The sequence below is a fragment of the Brevundimonas sp. Leaf280 genome, assembly GCF_001422455.1.
Lineage (GTDB): Bacteria > Pseudomonadota > Alphaproteobacteria > Caulobacterales > Caulobacteraceae > Brevundimonas.
The window spans coordinates 150,104-166,297 of the sequence record NZ_LMNC01000005.1 but is presented as its reverse complement, the minus strand read 5'-3'; the positions used below and the strand labels follow the sequence as shown (position 1 = coordinate 166,297).

Sequence of the window (16,194 nt, the reverse complement as noted above, 5' to 3'; positions counted from 1 at the left end):
AAGACCGACTAGAGACGAGCTGGACCTGACATGGCCGACATCCTGACCCCCGCCCTCGGTGAATCCGTCACCGAAGCCACCATCGCAAAGTGGACCAAGAAGGTCGGTGATCCGGTCAAGAAGGACGAACTGCTGGTCGAGCTGGAGACCGACAAGGTCTCGCTGGAGGTCGTCTCGCCCGCCGACGGCGTGCTGGGCGACATCAAGGCGGCCGAGGGCGACAATGTCGTTCCCGGCACGGTCCTGGGTTCGGTGACGGAAGGCGCGTCCGCCCCCGCTTCGGCCGCTGCGCCCGCCGCTGCCCCTGCCAAGGCCGCCAAGGCTGACACCAAGGCCGCGCCGGCCGCCGCTGCTCCGGCCGCCGCCGCCGCGATCGACATCACCGTGCCGGTCATGGGCGAGAGCGTCGCCGAGGGCTCGATGGGCAAGTGGGTCAAGAAGAACGGCGACACAGTCAAGAAGGACGAACTGCTGGTCGAGATCGAGACCGACAAGGTCGCGGTCGAAGTCTCCGCCCCGGCTGACGGCGTTCTGACCATCGCCGCCGACGAAGGCGCGACCGTCACGCCGGGCCAGAAGATCGGCTCCATCTCGGGTTCGGGCGCAGCCGCATCGGCTCCCGCCGCCGCTCCGGCCCCTGCCGCCGCGCCCGCGAACACCGGCTCGGCTCAGGTTTCGGGCGCCGAGAACGAAACCCTGTCGCCCGCCGTCCAGCGCGTGGTCGGCGAGAACAATCTGGATCCCAAGTCCATCAACGCCACGGGACCGAAGGGCAACATCACCAAGGCCGACGCCATCGCCGCCATCGGCCAGGCCTCGGCTCCGGCCCCTGCCGCCGCCGCCGCTGCGCCCGCGGCCCCGCGCGCCGACCAGCCGCGCGAAGAGCGGGTGAAGATGACGCGGCTGCGTCAGACCATTGCCCGTCGCCTGAAGGAATCGCAGAACACGGCCGCCCAGCTGACCACCTTCAACGAGGTGGACATGACCAACGTCATGGCCCTGCGCGCCCAATACAAGGACGTGTTCGAGAAGCGCCACGGCGTGAAACTGGGCTTCATGTCCTTCTTCACCAAGGCCGTCGTCGCGGCCCTGCACGAAATCCCCGCCGTCAACGCCGAGATCGACGGCACCGACATCATCTACAAGAACCACTACGACATCGGCGTCGCCGTCGGCACCGACAAGGGTCTGGTGGTTCCGGTCCTGCGTGACGCCGACACCCTGTCGCTCGCCGGCATCGAAAAGGGCATCGGCGCCCTGGGCAAGGCCGCACGTGACGGCTCGCTGACCATGGATCAGATGCAGGGCGGCACCTTCACCATCACCAACGGCGGCACCTACGGCTCGCTGATGTCGACGCCGATCCTGAATGCACCGCAATCGGGCATCCTGGGCATGCACAACATCGTCCAGCGCCCGATGGCCATCAACGGTGAGGTCAAGATCCGCCCGATGATGTATCTGGCCCTCAGCTACGATCACCGCATCGTGGACGGCAAGGAAGCCGTGACCTTCCTGGTCCGGGTCAAGGAACTGCTGGAAGATCCGGCGCGGGCCCTGCTGGACCTCTGATTTCCTGAAAGGCGGCGATGATCTCGCCGCCTTTTTCTTTGCTGCGAGGCGCGACCATGCTGACCCTCTACGCCGCGACCGGATCCTGCAGCCGGGCCAGCCATATCGCGCTGGAAGAGTCGGGGCTCGCCTATGAGGTTCGTCTGGTCGACTTCGCCAGGGCCGAGCAACGCGAGCCGGCCTATCTGGCGATCAATCCCAAGGGGCGCATTCCTGCGCTCGCGACCGATCAGGGCGTCCTGACCGAGAGCCCGGCCATTCTGGCGCACATCGCCGCCCTGTCGCCGCCCGGCCTGTTGGCTCCGACCGATCCCTTCGCCTTCGCGCGGATGCAGGCGTTCAACCTCTATCTGGCCACGACCGTCCACGTCGCCCATGCCCACGGTCGCCGCGCCTCGCGCTGGAGCGACGACCCCGCCGCCCAGGCGTCGATGGCGGCCAAGGTGACGCAGAACATGCGCGACGGCTTCGCCTTGATCGAGGCGGACCTGACTGGCGAATGGGCGATGGGCGACGCCTATACAGTCGCGGACCCCTATCTGTTCACCTTCGCCGGCTGGCTGGAAAGCGATGGCGTGGACATCGCGGAGTTTCCTCGCGTCCAGGCGCATTTCGAGCGCATGAAGGCGCGTCCGGCGGTCCAGCGCGCCCTGGCCGCCAAAGCTTAGCGGGCGCGCTCGCAGACCAACGGTTGTGTCTAATTTGCGCCGGTCGTTAACGATCCGAATCGGCGTCGCATTTTCCCTGATTACAACCGCAGAAAATGGCGCCTTATTTCGGACATGGAGTGGGCGGCGCGCGCGATAGGGATGTTCTACGTCTTGGGCGGACTGATGCTTTTGTATCAGGCTTGGCTCAACTGGCGTCTGCAACGGGCCTTGTCCGGCGTCATCGCCGTTCCCGCAGACGATCAGATCGCAGACGGGGTGATCGCCCTGGGCGGTTTAGTGGTGCTGATGTCGGGCGTCGCGCTGGCGGCGCTCAGCGCCTGGGCCGTGGTCGCCTTCCTCGCCGGTTGGGCGATCCAGGCCGCCTATCTGCTGTGGGTCAACCGCGCCGATCTCGACAGCCCCTTGGCCAGCGGCCGTTTGAAGTCGGTCCATGCCTTCGCCGCCTATACCGCCGTCACCGGCGTGGTGCTGTGGCTGCCGCTGACCGGCGTCCTGGGCTGATCAGCCGAACTCGGCTTCCAGGTCGGCCAGACGCGCCGCCTGGTCCTCGGCGATCAGGGCGTTCAGCAGCGGATCGATGTCGCCTTCCATGATCTGGGGCAGGCTGTGCAAGGTCAGGTTGATGCGGTGATCGCTGACCCGCCCCTGCGGATAGTTGTAGGTGCGGATCCGTTCCGACCGGTCGCCCGACCCGACCTGTGACTTGCGGCTGTCCGAGCGCGCCAGGTCCTTGGCTTGGCGCTGCATGTCGTACAGGCGCACGCGCAGATTCTTCATCGCCTTGTCGCGATTGACGTGCTGGGACTTCTCCGACGACGTCACCATGATGCCGGTGGGCAGGTGGGTGATGCGCACGGCGGAATCGGTCGTATTGACGTGCTGGCCGCCCGAACCCGACGCGCGGAAGGTGTCGATGCGGATGTCCTTGTCGTGGATTTCGATCTCCACGTCCTCGACCTCGGGCAGGACCGCCACCGTCGCCGCAGAGGTGTGGATGCGCCCCTGCGACTCGGTCGTCGGCACGCGCTGCACCCGGTGAACGCCGCTCTCGAATTTCAGCCGGCCGAACACGCCTTCGCCCGTCACCGTGGCGATGATCTCCTTATAGCCGCCGGCGTCGCCCTCGGTCGCCGAGTCCAGCTCGATCCGCCAGCCGCGCGTGGAGGCGTAGCGCGAATACATGCGGAACAGGTCGCCCGCGAACAGGGCCGCCTCGTCCCCGCCGGTGCCGGCGCGCACCTCCAGCACGGCCGAGGCGTTCTCGTCGGCGTCGCGCGGGGCCAGCAGCAGGGCGACCTCGCGTTCCAGCTCTGGCAGCCTGTCGTTCAGCGCCCGCAGCTCTTCTTCGGCCATCGCCGCCATCTCGGGATCGGCCGTCATGGCTTCCAGGTCCGCCATTTCGGCGCGCGCGCGCGCCAGGCCCTGGACCGCATCGACGACGGGCTTCAGCTCGGCGTGCTCCTTGGACAGCCGCACGATCTCGGCGCCGTCGGTCGCCGAACCCATGCGCGCCTCCACTTCATGGAAACGGTCGAGCACCTGATCGAGACGGGCCTGGGGCAGTCGCAAGAGGGAAATGTCCTGAGAAAAAGCGGAGCGCCGTCCTTACCCGCCGGGGGGGCTCGTGTCGATTGCAAGCCGTGTCCGGGCGTGGACCAGCGCCGGCGCCGCGCTTGTGATCGGCGATGACGGCCGGGTCACGATGGCGTCAGTCGCGGTGACGCAATCGGCTCAAAGCCATTAGTTGAGATCGAACAACCGTGAGGAGGACGCCATGTTCGATCGCTCGCCCCCGTCGCAGCTCGACGCCGCCGAGGTCGCCGAAAGCGTCGATCGTTTGTGCCGCCTGTACGACAGCCGTCTGGCCGAGACCGGCGGCGACCTGTCGCCCGAGGACGCGCGCGAACTGAGGGCGATGGCCGCCATCTATGATCTGGACACCGACCGCCCCTCGACCGAGATCTGGCGCGACCTTCGCGCCGTGGTCACGCGTCAGGCGCCGATTGACGCCACGGCGCCGGCCAAGATCGAGGCCTTGACCCTGCTGGTGGTCGAGGACGATCCCGACGCCGCCGCCTCCCTGACCGAACTGCTGACCGAGGCGGGCCACAATGTCGTCGGCCCGTTCCACAGCGCCGCCGCCGCCGAGGCCGCCGCTGCGCTGCACAGCATCGATGCGGCGCTGCTGGACATCAACCTGTCGGGCGAGATGACCGGGGTGGAACTGGCCCGCGTCCTGACCGACCGCTGGGCCGTGCGGGTCATCTTCATTTCCGGCGATGTGGCCGCCGCCGCGAAGAATGCGGACATGGCCGAGGCCCTGGTGCTGAAACCCTATAACGGCGCGCAGATTCTGGAGGCGGTGGCGCGGCTCGCCTGAGGGGTGGGGTCCGGCCCTCGCAGCTTGCGTCTGGGGCTCAGGCGGGCGATCACGGATCATGCTGTCGAACCGGTCCCGCTATGCTCTGCGCGCCATGGTGCATCTGGCCAGTCTGCCGGACGGCGGTCCTGCGACCATTGCCGAGATCGCCGAGGCGGCGGCTGCTCCGCGAAAGTTCCTGGAGGCCATCCTGCTGGATCTGCGCCGTCAGGGTCTGCTGGCCTCGAAGCGGGGCAGGGCGGGCGGCTATGCGCTGGGCGCGCCCGCCGACGCCATCAGCTTCGCCGACGTGATCCGCGCGCTGGAAGGCCCGCTGGCCCTTGCGCCTTGCGCCTCGCGCACCGCCTACGGCCCGTGCGAGACCTGCCCGGATGTCGAGACCTGTCCGTTGCAGCCCGTGCTTCAGGACGGGCGCGACGCCATCGCCGCCGTCTTCGAGGCGCGAACCCTTCTGCAAGCCACCGTCACTTCTTCTCCTATTGACCGACTAGGGAAATAGCCCGCACCGTTCGCCCCTGTTTCAGAGGACGCCATGCAAGATTTCCTGCTCTTCCTCGCCGTCGGTTTTCTGGCCCAGATCGTGGATGGGGCGCTGGGCATGGCCTATGGCGTGATCTCCTCGACCGTCCTGCTGTCGTTCGGCGTGCCGCCCGCGACGGCGTCGGCCAGCGTCCACGCCGCGGAGGTCTTCACCACGGCGGCGTCGGCCGGGTCCCATACGGTCAACAAGAACGTGAACTGGAAGCTGTTCGTGCCGCTGGCCCTCGGCGGCGTCGTCGGCGGCGGCTTCGGCGCCTTCGTCCTGACCAGCATCGACGGCGATCTGCTGAAGCCCTTCATCACCACCTACCTGGCTATCATGGGCGTGGTGATCATCTGGCGCGCTACGCGTCAGACGCGTGAGCGGATCTTCCCGCGCAAGTTCGCCGGCCCCCTGGGTCTGGTCGGCGGCTTCTTCGACGCCATCGGCGGCGGCGGGTGGGGACCCACGGTCACCACCACCCTGGTCGGCACGGGTCAGGATCCGCGCGTGTCGATCGGCACCACCAATACGGCGGAGTTCTTCGTCACCTCCGCCATTTCCGCCACCTTCCTGGTCGCCCTGCTGACCGGACATTGGCAGGAGGCCGAGGGCTTCTCCACCCACGCCATGGCGGTGCTGGGCCTGATCATCGGCGGCCTGATCGCCGCCCCCTTCGCCGGCGTCATCGCCCGCATCGCCCCGCGCCGGGCTCTCACCTACGGCGTCGGCGCCGTGGTGCTCCTGTCCGCCGGCTATCAGGCCCTGCGTCTGTTCAAGGTTATCTGAAACGAAAAACGGCGGCGGGCTCGCACACGCCGCCGTCTCACTTGTCCCGACGATAAGGATCAGCGCGCGCGGGCGCGGAACCGCGTCAGGAATTCTTTGATGTTCTCGCGGATCGCCGTCTCATTGGCCATGCGCAGACGGTCGCCAGCCACGAGGGCCTGACCCATCGTCGCTGTTCCCGTCGCCGAGACAGTTTCGTCGAAGACCGTGCGTTCGCCACGGGCGACCGTGTAGCGAACCTGGCTGGACACCGTCATGTCGAAGCCGGCCAGAGGCTGCTTCAAATTGATGAGCGATGCCGAGACCGTCATGGGCTGACCCTCGGTTCCCATGTAGCCGGCTGCGGCCAGGGAGCCTTCGAGCGCGGTCTTGAAATCCGCATTCGAGACCTGCGAGGTCCACAGAGGATTGGTGCTCTGGCCGCCGGAAACCGACACGCTCGTCACCGACCGATAGCCCAGGTCGCCGGCCGATGCGGTCAGGCCCGGTGTCGCCGACAGGGTCATCATGGCGGGGTTGGACGGCGTGGCGCAGGCCGCGACGCCCATCAGGGCGGCGATCAGGCCGGCCGCCGCGATGCGGCGGATCATTGCTCGCCGCCGCTCGCTGCGGGAGCGGCCGGCGTCCGGGCCGCCGCCGCTTCTTCGGCGGGCGTGCGCAGGGTGACGACCAGAGGATTGGGCTTCAGATCGTTGAGCGCGCCCGACGTCGCATCGACGGCGCCGCCGATGATCCCGCCGACCAGGACGTTGCCGGCCAGGGCTGCGCCGCCGGCGCCGGACATGCTGCTGGTGATCTCGTGGGTCTGCGAAACATACCCTTCCTTCGAGACCGTGATGTTGAACGCATCCTTGCGCGACATGCGGAAGGTGCAGGGGGTGGCGGCGCATTCGAAGCCGTTGGACGTGGTCGCCTGAGCGCCGGGCGGCGTGCTCTCGACGGTGAACTCCTGCGTCGTGCCTCGCGTCATAGTCGCACACGCAGGCACAGAAAGCGCCACGCCGACCAGCGTGAACGCACGCGCGCCAAAGCGCGCGACAGTCTTGGAAATCATTGAAACCCTCGATGGAATAGGGTCCGGCCTCCCCAGGCGGACCTAGAGCCTAGGTTGCACTTTCCACATCAAGCGTCAATCACGGAACGGTGAAGTTGGGCGACAGAGGTGTGGCGGGATGACGCAGTCTACTCGGCCGCCTGAAGCGCCGCCGCGCGTGCGGCGTCCAGTTCGGCGGCCTTTTGTTCGACCAAGTCGACGATGTGGTCGATCATGCCGTCGTTGGCCTGTTTGTGGGCAATCTTGCCGTTCAGATAGATCATGCCCGCGCCCTTGCCGCCGCCGGTGAAGCCGATGTCGGTATAGAGGGCCTCGCCCGGTCCGTTCACGACGCAGCCGATCACCGACAGGCTCATCGGCGTCGAGATATGGGCCAGCTTCTCTTCAAGCACCGCCACCGTCTCGATGACGTTGAAGCCCTGACGCGCGCAGGACGGGCAGGCGATGATGTTGACCCCGCGGTGGCGCAGACCCAGCGACTTCAGGATGTCGAAACCGACCTTGATCTCCTCGACCGGATCGGCGGCCAGGGACACGCGGATGGTGTCGCCGATCCCGGCCCACAGCATCGACCCCAGGCCGATGGCGGACTTGATGGTGCCGGTGCGCAACGGCCCCGCCTCGGTCACGCCCAGATGAAGCGGGCAGTCGATCGCCTCGGCCAGCTGCTGATAGGCGGCGACGGTCAGGAACGGGTCGGACGCCTTCACCGAAATCTTGAACTCGTGGAAGTCGTGGTCCTGCAGGATGCGGGCGTGGTTCAGCGCGCTCTCGACCATGGCGTCGGGGCAGGGCTCGCCGTATTTTTCCAGCAGTTCCTTTTCCAGCGAACCGGCGTTGACGCCGATCCGCATCGAACAGCCATTGTCCTTGGCCGCCTGGATCACGTCGCGGACGCGGTCGGCCGAACCGATGTTGCCCGGGTTGATGCGCAGGCAGGCGGCGCCCGCCTCGGCCGCCTCGATGCCGCGCTTGTAGTGGAAGTGGATGTCGGCGACCAAGGGGACCTTGGCCTCGCGCACGATGGTCTTGAAGGCGGCGGTCGATTCCACGTCGGGGCAGGAGACGCGCACGATGTCGGCGCCGGCCTCTTCCAGCTGGCGGATCTGGTCGATCGTCGCCGCCGCATCGGTCGTCGGCGTATTGGTCATCGACTGGACGCTGATCGGGGCGTCGCCGCCCACCAGGACGGAGCCAACGCGGATCTGGCGGCTCTTGCGGCGCTCGATATGGCGCCAGGGTCGGACGTGCGTGTGATCGCTCATGGAAGCATCATATAGGCCGTTGATGACGGCGGGACCACGGCCGACGACTCAGTTCGGCGTCGTGGGCGTGGGAGACGGGGCGGACGTCTGCGTCTGGGCCTGGCTTCGGGCCTGAGCCGCCTGGGCCTCGACCTGTGCGCGCGCCTGGGTCGCCGCCAGCTGTTTGGCGGCCTGGTCGGCGCGGCTGTTCAGCTGGGCCAGCGGCGTCAGCACGCCGGCCAGCGGCCCGCCATACTCGCCGTTCAGGAAGACGTCGAAAGCCGCCGGGTCGGACACGTCCACCGTCGCCGCCACGCCGATGGGCGCGCGCCAGGCCTCGCCCGGCGCCATCTGGCGCGCGAACAGGGCCTGACCGTCGCCCAGCCGAACGACCAGGGCGCCGGCCGTCTTGGCCTGGATCACAACCATCGAGGCGTTGGCCGAGGCGCCATAGACGGCCCCGCGGGGGTTGAACGCCTTCTGCACCGGCTCGGAATTGGCGGCGGCGGCGATCACGGCCGGATCGGTCGGATCGACGCCAGTGAGTTCAGCCTCCAGCCCTGGGGTGATGTACAGCGCCGGCGTCGTCTGGTCGGGCGGCGCGGACATGGGCGCGCTGAGCGCGACCTGCGGATCCGGATCGGCCGCCCCGGTCCAGGTCTTTGGCACGGCGGCGATATCGGACGGATGGGCGGTCTGATGCAGGCTGGCGCGCTGGAACACGTTCCAGCCGATGACAGCGACCACCACGGCGGCGATGCCGGCGACGATGCGCGGCGAATGGCGTTTCACGTCCTCGAAGGCGATGCCGATGGGCGCCTTCAGCGGCACGGAGGTGTCCGGGCTCTCGCGCTTGAACCGTTCGACGGCGGTCTGTTCGTCCAGCGCCAGAGCCGAGGCGTAGGCCCGCACATAGCCCAGGGCGAAGACGCGCGAGGGCAGGGACGACCAGTCGTTCTGCTCCAGGGCGGTCAGGAACCGGCGATGCACCTTGGTCTCGGCGGCCAGCTCGGCCGGCGACTTGCCCGACCGCTCTCGGGCGGCGCGAAAACCGTCGCCCAAGGTCGCGGCGTCGACGAAGGCGGCCGTCGGATCCGGCCGGTCCGCAATGCTTTCGATCGCCTCGGGGGCGACCCCCGCATTCAGCGTCATGACGCCTGACCCCATGTCCGGGAAACACAGCGCCGACGCGCCGTTCACAGGGCCCGAGATAGACGATTGCGCGCCGACCAGCAACGCCGCCCGTGCGTCCAGACGGCTGCGATCAGACCGCGACGTTCAGCTTGCGCGCCAGGGATTCGATCTCGTTTCGGACTGAGCCGGTGGATAGGTTTAGCAGATTGGCCATGCCGCGCCGCGCCGCATTCAGGTCCGCCGACAGGATCATCCGCTTGACCGGCCCGACACCGCCCGCCGGCGCCGACAGTCGGGTGAAGCCCAGCACGATCAGAGCGAAGGCCTCCAGCGGCCGCCCCGCCAGTTCGCCGCAGATCGAGACCGGCGTGCCGGTGTCTGCGCAGGCCTTCTGGATGGTCTGGAGCGCCCGCAGGGTCGGCGGCGACAGCGGGTCGTAGCGATCCGACACCAGCGGATTGGTCCGGTCGGCCGCGTACATATACTGGAACAGGTCGTTGGTGCCGATGGAGACGAAATCCGTCAGCGGCAGCAGGGCGTCCAGATGCCACAGCAGCGACGGGCATTCAACCATCGCCCCGACGCGCAACAGGGCGGGCAAGGCGCGCCCGCGACGCCGCGCCCAGGCGCATTCGATATCGACCAGTTCGCGCGCGGCCCGGAACTCGTCCACCGTGGCGATCATCGGGAACATGACGCGCAGTTCGCGCCCGGCACCCGCCGCCAGCAGCGCCCGAAGCTGCATCCGCAACAGCGACGGCCGGTCCAGGCCCAAACGGATGGCGCGGCGGCCCAGCGCGGGGTTCTCTTCGCGCTCGGCCTCAAGATACGGCAGGACCTTGTCGCCGCCGATATCCAGGGTGCGGAAGGTGACGGGTTTATCGCCCGCTGCGTCCAGCACCAGCTTGTAGAGCGCCGTCTGGGCGTCCAGCCGGGGCAGTTCGTCCGAGACCATGAACTGAAACTCGGTGCGGAACAGGCCGATGCCCTCGGCGCCCGTCTCGATCATGTTTTCCAGATCGACCGCCAGGCCGGCATTGGTCAGGACCGTGATCCGCTGCCCGTCCAGGGTCACGGCCGGCACGTCGCGCAGCTGGGCGAACTCGGCCTGGCGCTGTTCGCGCACGGCCATGCGCGACTGCACGGCCTCCAGCATGTCGGGGCGGGGACGCAGATAGGTCTCGCCGGTCTCGCCGTCGGCGATGACCATGTCGCCTTCCGACAGCCGGTCACGCAGGCCCATCAGACGACCGACGCACGGAATCTGCAGCGCGCGCGCGACGATGGCGGCGTGGCTGGCGGCCGAGCCCTCTTCCAGCAACAGCCCCTTCAGCTTGTCGCGCGGATATTCCAGGAGGTCGGCGGGGCCCAGGTTTCGCGCCACCAGTATGGCGTCGTCGGGCAGTTCGCGCTCGCCCGGCTTGTCGCCCGCCAGCACCCGCAGCAGCCGGTTGGCCAGGTCCTCGAAGTCGTGCAGTCGTTCGCGGATATAGGGGTCGCGCGCCTGGGCGAAGCGGGCGCGGTGTTCGTTCCTGACCCGGTCCACCGCCGCCTCGGCCGTCAGACCGTTCCTCACAGCCTCTTCCAGCGACCGGTTCCAGCCCCGGTCGTCGGCGAACATCCGATAGGTCTCCAGAACCTCGAACGACGGACCAGCCAAGCCCTGGCCCTTGTCCAGCATGACGTCGAGGCCGCTCTTCAGCGTGGCCAGCGCCAGCTTCAGCCGCGCCTCCTCCATCGCCGGGTCGTCGGATAGCAGGCGTTCGGGCGCCAGCGGCGCCTCGTGCAGAACCACATGGCCGAAAGCCAGGCCGTCGGCGAACTTCTGACCCTTCAGCCGCTCGGGCCGGTGCGGCGCCAGCTCCACGTCGCGCAACTCGTCCAGCGCCAACAGTTCGCCCGACGACACAGTCTCGGACAGGACCATGGCGATGGTCTGGATGTCCTCGACCTCTTCCTCGTCATAGCGCCGCTCGGTGCGGTTCTGGACCACCAGGACGCCGATGGCCCGACCGCCGCGCAGCAGCGGGGCGCCCAGGAAGGCGTGATAGGGGTCTTCGCCCGTCTCGGGGCGATAGGAGAAGGACGGGTGCGACGGGGCGTCCGACAGGCTGATGGGCTGGGCCATCCGCGCCACTTCGCCGACCAGGCCCTCGCCGGGCCGCAGCCGGGTGTTGTGCACGGCGTCGGGGTTCAGACCCTCGGTGGCGAACAGCTCGAGCTCGCCCGACGCGCGACGCAGATAGATGGAGCAGACCTCGGCGACCATCGACCGGGCGATGATCTTGACGACCATGTTCAGCCGGTCCTGCGCCGGCGTCGCGCCCGCGCCGGCCCCGCCCAGAGCCTCGCGGATCTGGCGCAGGAGGATCCGGGGTCCTCTGGTCATCGCGCCGCCTGCCGGCATCATGTCTCCCGCGCCTCTTTCGTGGATATAGGCGCCCTGTTCAGATCACCTATACTGCGTCCAGACCATAGGCCGAATGCAGGGCGCGAACGGCCAGCTCGGCGTAGGCGGCGTCGATCAGCACGCTGATCTTGATCTCGGAGGTCGAGATCGCCTGGAACTTCACGCCCTTGTCGGCCAGGGCCTTGAACATGGTCTGGGCGACGCCCGCATGGCTGCGCATGCCCACGCCGACGACCGAGACCTTGGCCACGTCCTCGTCGACGCGGATTTCCTCGAAGCCGAGCTGCTCCTTGGCGGCGGTCATCAGGTCGGCCGCGCGCACGGCGTCGCGACGGCCGGTCGTGAAGGTCAGGTTGACCGTTCCGGCGGTGCGTGACTGGCTCTGCACGATCATGTCGACGTTGACGTTGGCCTCGGCCAGGCGCGTGAAGACGTCGGCGGGCGCGTCCACCCGGTCGGACAGGCCCAGCAGGGTGATGCGGGCCTCGTCACGGCTCATGGTCACACCGGACACGATACGTTTTTCCACGATCTCCTCCTCGTCGCAGATCAGGGTTCCACCCTTGTCGGGCATGACGCCATTCGCGTCGGGTTCGATAAAGCTTGAAAGGACGCGGACCGGCACCTGTTTGGCCATGGCCAGCTCGACCGAGCGGGTCTGCAGCACCTTGGCGCCCAGGGACGCCATCTCCAGCATCTCTTCGTAGGACACCTTGGCCAGGCGGCGCGCGCGGTTTTCGATGCGAGGATCGGTCGTATAGACGCCGTCCACGTCGGTATAGATGTCGCAGGGGCAGCCCAGGGCCGCCGCCACGGCGACCGCCGAGGTGTCCGAACCGCCGCGCCCCAGGGTCGTGATCTTGCCGTCCGCCGTCACGCCCTGGAAGCCGGGCACGATGGCGATCTCGCCGGCGTCGACGGCGGCGCCCAGTTTTTCGCCGGGGATGTCGATGATGCGGGCGCGGGCGTGTGCGTCGTCGGTCAGGATCGGCACCTGCCAGCCCATCCACGACCGCGCGTTGAAGCCCATGTTGCGCAGGGTCGCGGCCAACAGGCCCGAGGTCACCTGTTCGCCCGAGGCGACCACCACGTCATATTCGTCGTCGCTGAGCGGCAGGCCCGCAGCGGCCGGTCCGGCGCCGTCCGTCCAGGCGACCAGTTCGTTGGTCTTGCCCGCCATGGCGGAGACGACGACGGCGACCTGCTTGCCCGCCGAGACTTCGGCCGCGACGATCCGCGCTGCACGGCGAATGCGTTCGAGGTCGCCCATCGAGGTGCCGCCGAACTTCATCACCAGTCGTGTCGTATCGGGCCGCGTCATCGTGGCGTTCCGCCCCCTGCTTGCGTGAAAGGGCGCGAAGGTTCATCCCTCGCGTCATGACCGCTTCTAACGGCGCCGCTCCGTCTCGCCTACCCCAACAGGGGAATGGTTTTTCGCAAAATTCGTCCGAAACGGCGTTCGGCGCATCGATCGACCCCGCCGACGTGGCGCGCTTCTCGGCCCAGGCGGCCGAATGGTGGGATGCGCACGGGCCGTTCGCGCCGCTGCACCGCTTCAATCCCGCGCGGCTGGCGTTGATCCGCGACCAGCTCTGCACGCGGCTGGGCCGCGATCCCAAGGCGCGCGCGCCGTTCGAAGGTCTGACCCTGCTGGACGTCGGATGCGGAGGCGGACTGATCGCCGAGCCGATGCGGCGGATGGGCTTTGACGTCACTGCCCTCGACGCCTCGTCCGAGAACATCGGGACGGCCTGCGCGCACGCCGACATGGTGGGCCTGGAGATCGCCTATCGCGCCGCCACGGTCGAACAGATCGAGGCGGAAGGGGCGGGGCCGTTCGACGTGGTCCTGACGATGGAGGTGATCGAACACGTCACCGATCCCGAAGGCTTCGTGCGCGCCTGTTCGCGCCTGGTCCGGCCGGGCGGGGTGATGATGGTCGCCACCCTGAACCGGACCCTGAAGTCGCTGGCCCTGGGCAAGGTGGCGGCGGAATACATCCTGCGCTGGGTGCCGGCCGGCACCCACGACTGGCGCCAGTTTCTGAAGCCCGAGGAAATCCGCGCGATGCTGGCCGCCGAGCCGGTGACGGTCGAAGGGCCGTATGGCCTGAACTACGACCCGCTTCACGACCGATGGAGCCAGACCGACGATGCGGGCATCAACTATATGATGGTCGCCACGCGCGGCGCTTAAGCAATCTCCCTCCCCTTCATGGAGAGGGACGATCGCGCAGCGATCAGGGTGGGGGCGTAAGGGCGCGAGCGGGGTGGCCTTAACCTCCCCACCCTGGCTCCGCTTCGCTTCGCCGTCCCTCCCCATGAAAGGGGAGGGAGAAAATCAGACCTTTTCGGCCTTCTTGCGCGTCCAGCTGTAGAGGCCGAACACCGCCGCCGCGAAGACGACGATCCCGGCCAGCATGGCGGGCCAGGCCGAGCCTTCGGGGATCATGGCAAAGGGGGCGTCGCTGTTCGTGCCGACGATGACGCTGGCGTAGAAGACGCCGAACAGGCTTTCGCCCACGATCAGGCCGGACGCCAGCAGCACGCCCATGCGGCGCGCCACATCGGCGAACCGGGTCGTCTTGACCGCCTTGTCATAGAACCAGCCGACCACGGCGCCGATGACCAGCATCGTCGTCACGGCCGCCGGCAGATAGAAGCCGATGCCCACGGCCAGAGGCGGAAGCTTGATTTTGCCCTTGGTCGATTTGGACACGACGGCGTCCAGCACGATGATGATCACGCCGATCACCGCGCCCAGGCCGATCAGGTCCCAACGCAGGTCGCCGCCGATGACGCCGCGCGCCAAGGCCGAGATCAGTGTGGCTTGGGGCGCCGCCAGCGGCTCGTTGGCGATGCCGGGAGGACCGCCCTCAAACCCGAAGGCGCCGTTCAACTTGTTCAGGATGAAGGGGATGACCAGGGCGCCGGCGACGACGCCGATGATCAGGGCGACCTGCTGGCGCCAGGGCGTGGCGTCGACCAGCTGGCCGGTCTTCAGGTCCTGAAGGTTGTCGTTGGCGATGACGGCGACGGCGAAGACGACCGCCGTCACGATCAGGGCGAAGGCGATGATGGAGCCGTCGGCCGGCACGCCGGCGATCTTCATAACGCCCAGCATCAGGAGCGAGGCGACGATGATGGCCAGGATGCCCACGCCGGACACCGGGCTGTTCGACGAGCCGATCAGACCGGCCATGTAGCCGCAGATGGCCGCGACCGCGAAGCCGATCAGCACCACATAGACCAGGCCGCCGACGACCAGCAGGGGCGCGGACGCCGCCAGCGTGGGCGAGGCCAGGGCGATCCAGGTCAACAGGCCGGCGATGGCGATCAGGGCCGCCACCGAGACGGCGCCGACGATCTTGATCGGAATGTCCTGTTCGGTCCGCTCCAGCACCTCGCCGTGCGAGCGCTTGGACTGGGCCGCCAGGGCCGAGGTCAGGCCGCCGATCAGCGGACCGGCCAGTTTGATCAGGGTCCAGATCGCCGCCACGCCGATGACGCCGGCGCCCATGAAGCGAACCTCGCGGCTCCAGACCGTCATGGCCAGCTCTTCGGCGTGCGTCCCGGCCGGCAGGGTCGCGGCGATCGAGGGCAGGCCGTGCGAGGTCAGCCAGGCGATGGTGTCGGGGCTGGTCAGGATCGGCACGGCGATGACCCAGGCCAGGATCAAACCAAACAGTTGGGCCAGGCCGACCGTCAGGCCGATCAGGTGACCGGCGCCCAGCAGGGCGAACTGCATGCCAAAGCCGACGCCCGTCGCGCCGCCGCCCAGGGCGGCCGGCAGTTTGAAGAACCTGGCCGTCTCGCCAGCAAAGACGCGACCCGCGACCAGCAGGGCGTAACCGGCCGACACCACGGCGCCGGCGACCACGACCCACAGGCCGGACTTGTTCTCGCGCACGGCGCTTTCGGTCTGTTCGGCGCCGCGCGAGCCGACCTTCAGCACCTCGGCGGCGGCGACGCCTTCGGGGTAGGGCAGGCCGCCGTTGGTCACCAGGGCGCGACGCAGCGGGATCGAGAAGGTGACGCCCAGTATGCCGCCGAAGATGCAGATCAGCGTCGATTCCCAGAACGGAAACTCCAGCCACCAGCCGATCATCACCAGGCCGGGCAGGACGAAGATGATCGAGCTCATGGCGCCGCCGACCGAGGCGACGGTCTGGACCGTCATATTCTCCCAGATGGTCGAGGTGCGGAAACCGCGCAGGATCGCCATCGAAATGACCGCCGCCGGAATGGCCGAAGCGAAGGTCAGGCCCACCTTCAGGCCCAGGTAGGTGTTGGCGGCGGTGAAGACCACCGCCAGCAGCACGCCCAGCACAAGGGCGCGAAGGGTAAGCTCAAGCCGGCCCTTCGGGGCGGCGGCGGCGTCAGTCATCGAAAAATTCCCCACGTTCGCGGCGGACGTAAGC

At 68.1% G+C, this 16,194-nt stretch carries 15 protein-coding genes; 7 read left to right on the top strand and 8 right to left on the bottom strand.

All coding sequences use genetic code 11. The features are described from left to right. The first annotated feature begins 30 nt into the window (after nt 1-30). The 3 genes from odhB to ASF31_RS10595 all read left to right on the top strand — a co-directional run bounded on the left by odhB (nt 31) and on the right by ASF31_RS10595 (nt 2,744). On the top strand, nt 31-1,572 hold the full coding sequence (gene odhB, locus ASF31_RS10605; RefSeq protein WP_055754609.1) for a 2-oxoglutarate dehydrogenase complex dihydrolipoyllysine-residue succinyltransferase: 1,542 nt from the start codon (nt 31-33) through the stop codon (nt 1,570-1,572). A gap of 56 nt (nt 1,573-1,628) precedes the next feature. Then, nucleotides 1,629-2,240: a glutathione S-transferase family protein gene (locus ASF31_RS10600; protein WP_055754707.1), complete on the top strand. Its 612-nt coding sequence runs from the start codon at nt 1,629-1,631 to the stop codon at nt 2,238-2,240. Between the two features lie 141 nt (nt 2,241-2,381). Then, entirely contained in the window at nt 2,382-2,744 is a 363-nt protein-coding gene (locus ASF31_RS10595) for a hypothetical protein (protein ID WP_200918617.1), read from the top strand. Here the strand turns inward: ASF31_RS10595 and prfA are convergent, their stop codons facing one another. Beyond that, complete coding sequence (gene prfA, locus ASF31_RS10590) at nt 2,745-3,812, bottom strand: peptide chain release factor 1 (protein ID WP_055754607.1); 1,068 nt, start codon at nt 3,810-3,812, stop codon at nt 2,745-2,747. 205 nt (nt 3,813-4,017) lie between these two features. Between prfA and ASF31_RS10585 the strand changes: the two genes are divergently transcribed. From ASF31_RS10585 to ASF31_RS10575, 3 genes are read left to right on the top strand one after another with little or no spacing between them, the layout of a single operon-like run. After that, the gene (locus ASF31_RS10585) at nt 4,018-4,623 is read left to right on the top strand and encodes a response regulator (protein WP_055754606.1); all 606 of its coding nucleotides are present in this window, start codon (nt 4,018-4,020) and stop codon (nt 4,621-4,623) included. A gap of 58 nt (nt 4,624-4,681) precedes the next feature. Beyond that, entirely contained in the window at nt 4,682-5,122 is a 441-nt protein-coding gene (locus ASF31_RS10580) for an Rrf2 family transcriptional regulator (RefSeq protein WP_055754605.1), read from the top strand. 33 nt (nt 5,123-5,155) lie between these two features. Beyond that, a complete protein-coding gene (locus ASF31_RS10575) occupies nt 5,156-5,932 on the top strand; it encodes a sulfite exporter TauE/SafE family protein (RefSeq protein WP_055754604.1) in 777 nt (258 codons plus the stop codon). A 59-nt stretch (nt 5,933-5,991) separates the two neighbouring features. On the opposite strand, the gene ASF31_RS10570 is transcribed toward ASF31_RS10575, so the two are convergent. From ASF31_RS10570 to ASF31_RS10545, 6 genes are all read right to left on the bottom strand, one after another. Continuing rightward, nucleotides 5,992-6,522: a hypothetical protein gene (locus ASF31_RS10570; RefSeq protein ID WP_055754603.1), complete on the bottom strand. Its 531-nt coding sequence runs from the start codon at nt 6,520-6,522 to the stop codon at nt 5,992-5,994. Beyond that, nucleotides 6,519-6,902 (bottom strand): PEGA domain-containing protein, encoded by a 384-nt coding sequence (locus ASF31_RS10565; protein ID WP_235551315.1) that lies wholly within the window; start codon nt 6,900-6,902, stop codon nt 6,519-6,521. The genes ASF31_RS10570 and ASF31_RS10565 overlap by 4 nt, the downstream gene beginning before the upstream one ends. Nucleotides 6,903-7,114: 212 nt before the next feature. Beyond that, nucleotides 7,115-8,251, bottom strand: a complete 1,137-nt coding sequence (gene ispG / locus ASF31_RS10560; RefSeq protein WP_055754601.1) for a flavodoxin-dependent (E)-4-hydroxy-3-methylbut-2-enyl-diphosphate synthase — start codon at nt 8,249-8,251, stop codon at nt 7,115-7,117. A gap of 48 nt (nt 8,252-8,299) precedes the next feature. Continuing rightward, the gene (locus tag ASF31_RS10555) at nt 8,300-9,430 is read right to left on the bottom strand and encodes a RodZ family helix-turn-helix domain-containing protein (protein ID WP_235551314.1); all 1,131 of its coding nucleotides are present in this window, start codon (nt 9,428-9,430) and stop codon (nt 8,300-8,302) included. Between the two features lie 64 nt (nt 9,431-9,494). Further along, nucleotides 9,495-11,753 carry a phosphoenolpyruvate--protein phosphotransferase gene (gene ptsP, locus ASF31_RS10550; protein ID WP_369814640.1) on the bottom strand — a complete coding sequence of 753 codons (2,259 nt, stop codon included), beginning with the start codon at nt 11,751-11,753 and terminating at the stop codon, nt 9,495-9,497. A gap of 67 nt (nt 11,754-11,820) precedes the next feature. Then, complete coding sequence (locus tag ASF31_RS10545) at nt 11,821-13,095, bottom strand: aspartate kinase (RefSeq protein ID WP_017505449.1); 1,275 nt, start codon at nt 13,093-13,095, stop codon at nt 11,821-11,823. Between the two features lie 56 nt (nt 13,096-13,151). On the opposite strand from ASF31_RS10545, the gene ubiG reads away from it, so the two are divergent. Beyond that, nucleotides 13,152-13,970: a bifunctional 2-polyprenyl-6-hydroxyphenol methylase/3-demethylubiquinol 3-O-methyltransferase UbiG gene (gene ubiG / locus ASF31_RS10540; protein ID WP_156356010.1), complete on the top strand. Its 819-nt coding sequence runs from the start codon at nt 13,152-13,154 to the stop codon at nt 13,968-13,970. 144 nt (nt 13,971-14,114) lie between these two features. Here the strand turns inward: ubiG and ASF31_RS10535 are convergent, their stop codons facing one another. After that, nucleotides 14,115-16,160 carry an OPT family oligopeptide transporter gene (locus tag ASF31_RS10535; RefSeq protein ID WP_055754599.1) on the bottom strand — a complete coding sequence of 682 codons (2,046 nt, stop codon included), beginning with the start codon at nt 16,158-16,160 and terminating at the stop codon, nt 14,115-14,117. Nucleotides 16,161-16,194: the final 34 nt, after the last annotated feature.

Coding starts and splice junctions, on each gene's coding strand:
- odhB (WP_055754609.1), top strand. CDS start 31: ATGGCCGACATCCTGACCCCCGCCCTCGGTGAATCCGTCACCGAAGCC.
- ASF31_RS10600 (WP_055754707.1), top strand. CDS start 1,629: ATGCTGACCCTCTACGCCGCGACCGGATCCTGCAGCCGGGCCAGCCAT.
- ASF31_RS10595 (WP_200918617.1), top strand. CDS start 2,382: ATGTTCTACGTCTTGGGCGGACTGATGCTTTTGTATCAGGCTTGGCTC.
- ASF31_RS10585 (WP_055754606.1), top strand. CDS start 4,018: ATGTTCGATCGCTCGCCCCCGTCGCAGCTCGACGCCGCCGAGGTCGCC.
- ASF31_RS10580 (WP_055754605.1), top strand. CDS start 4,682: ATGCTGTCGAACCGGTCCCGCTATGCTCTGCGCGCCATGGTGCATCTG.
- ASF31_RS10575 (WP_055754604.1), top strand. CDS start 5,156: ATGCAAGATTTCCTGCTCTTCCTCGCCGTCGGTTTTCTGGCCCAGATC.
- ASF31_RS10570 (WP_055754603.1), bottom strand. CDS start 6,522: ATGATCCGCCGCATCGCGGCGGCCGGCCTGATCGCCGCCCTGATGGGC.
- ASF31_RS10565 (WP_235551315.1), bottom strand. CDS start 6,902: ATGACGCGAGGCACGACGCAGGAGTTCACCGTCGAGAGCACGCCGCCC.
- ispG (WP_055754601.1), bottom strand. CDS start 8,251: ATGAGCGATCACACGCACGTCCGACCCTGGCGCCATATCGAGCGCCGC.
- ptsP (WP_369814640.1), bottom strand. CDS start 11,753: ATGACCAGAGGACCCCGGATCCTCCTGCGCCAGATCCGCGAGGCTCTG.
- ASF31_RS10545 (WP_017505449.1), bottom strand. CDS start 13,095: ATGACGCGGCCCGATACGACACGACTGGTGATGAAGTTCGGCGGCACC.
- ubiG (WP_156356010.1), top strand. CDS start 13,152: ATGACCGCTTCTAACGGCGCCGCTCCGTCTCGCCTACCCCAACAGGGG.
- ASF31_RS10535 (WP_055754599.1), bottom strand. CDS start 16,160: ATGACTGACGCCGCCGCCGCCCCGAAGGGCCGGCTTGAGCTTACCCTT.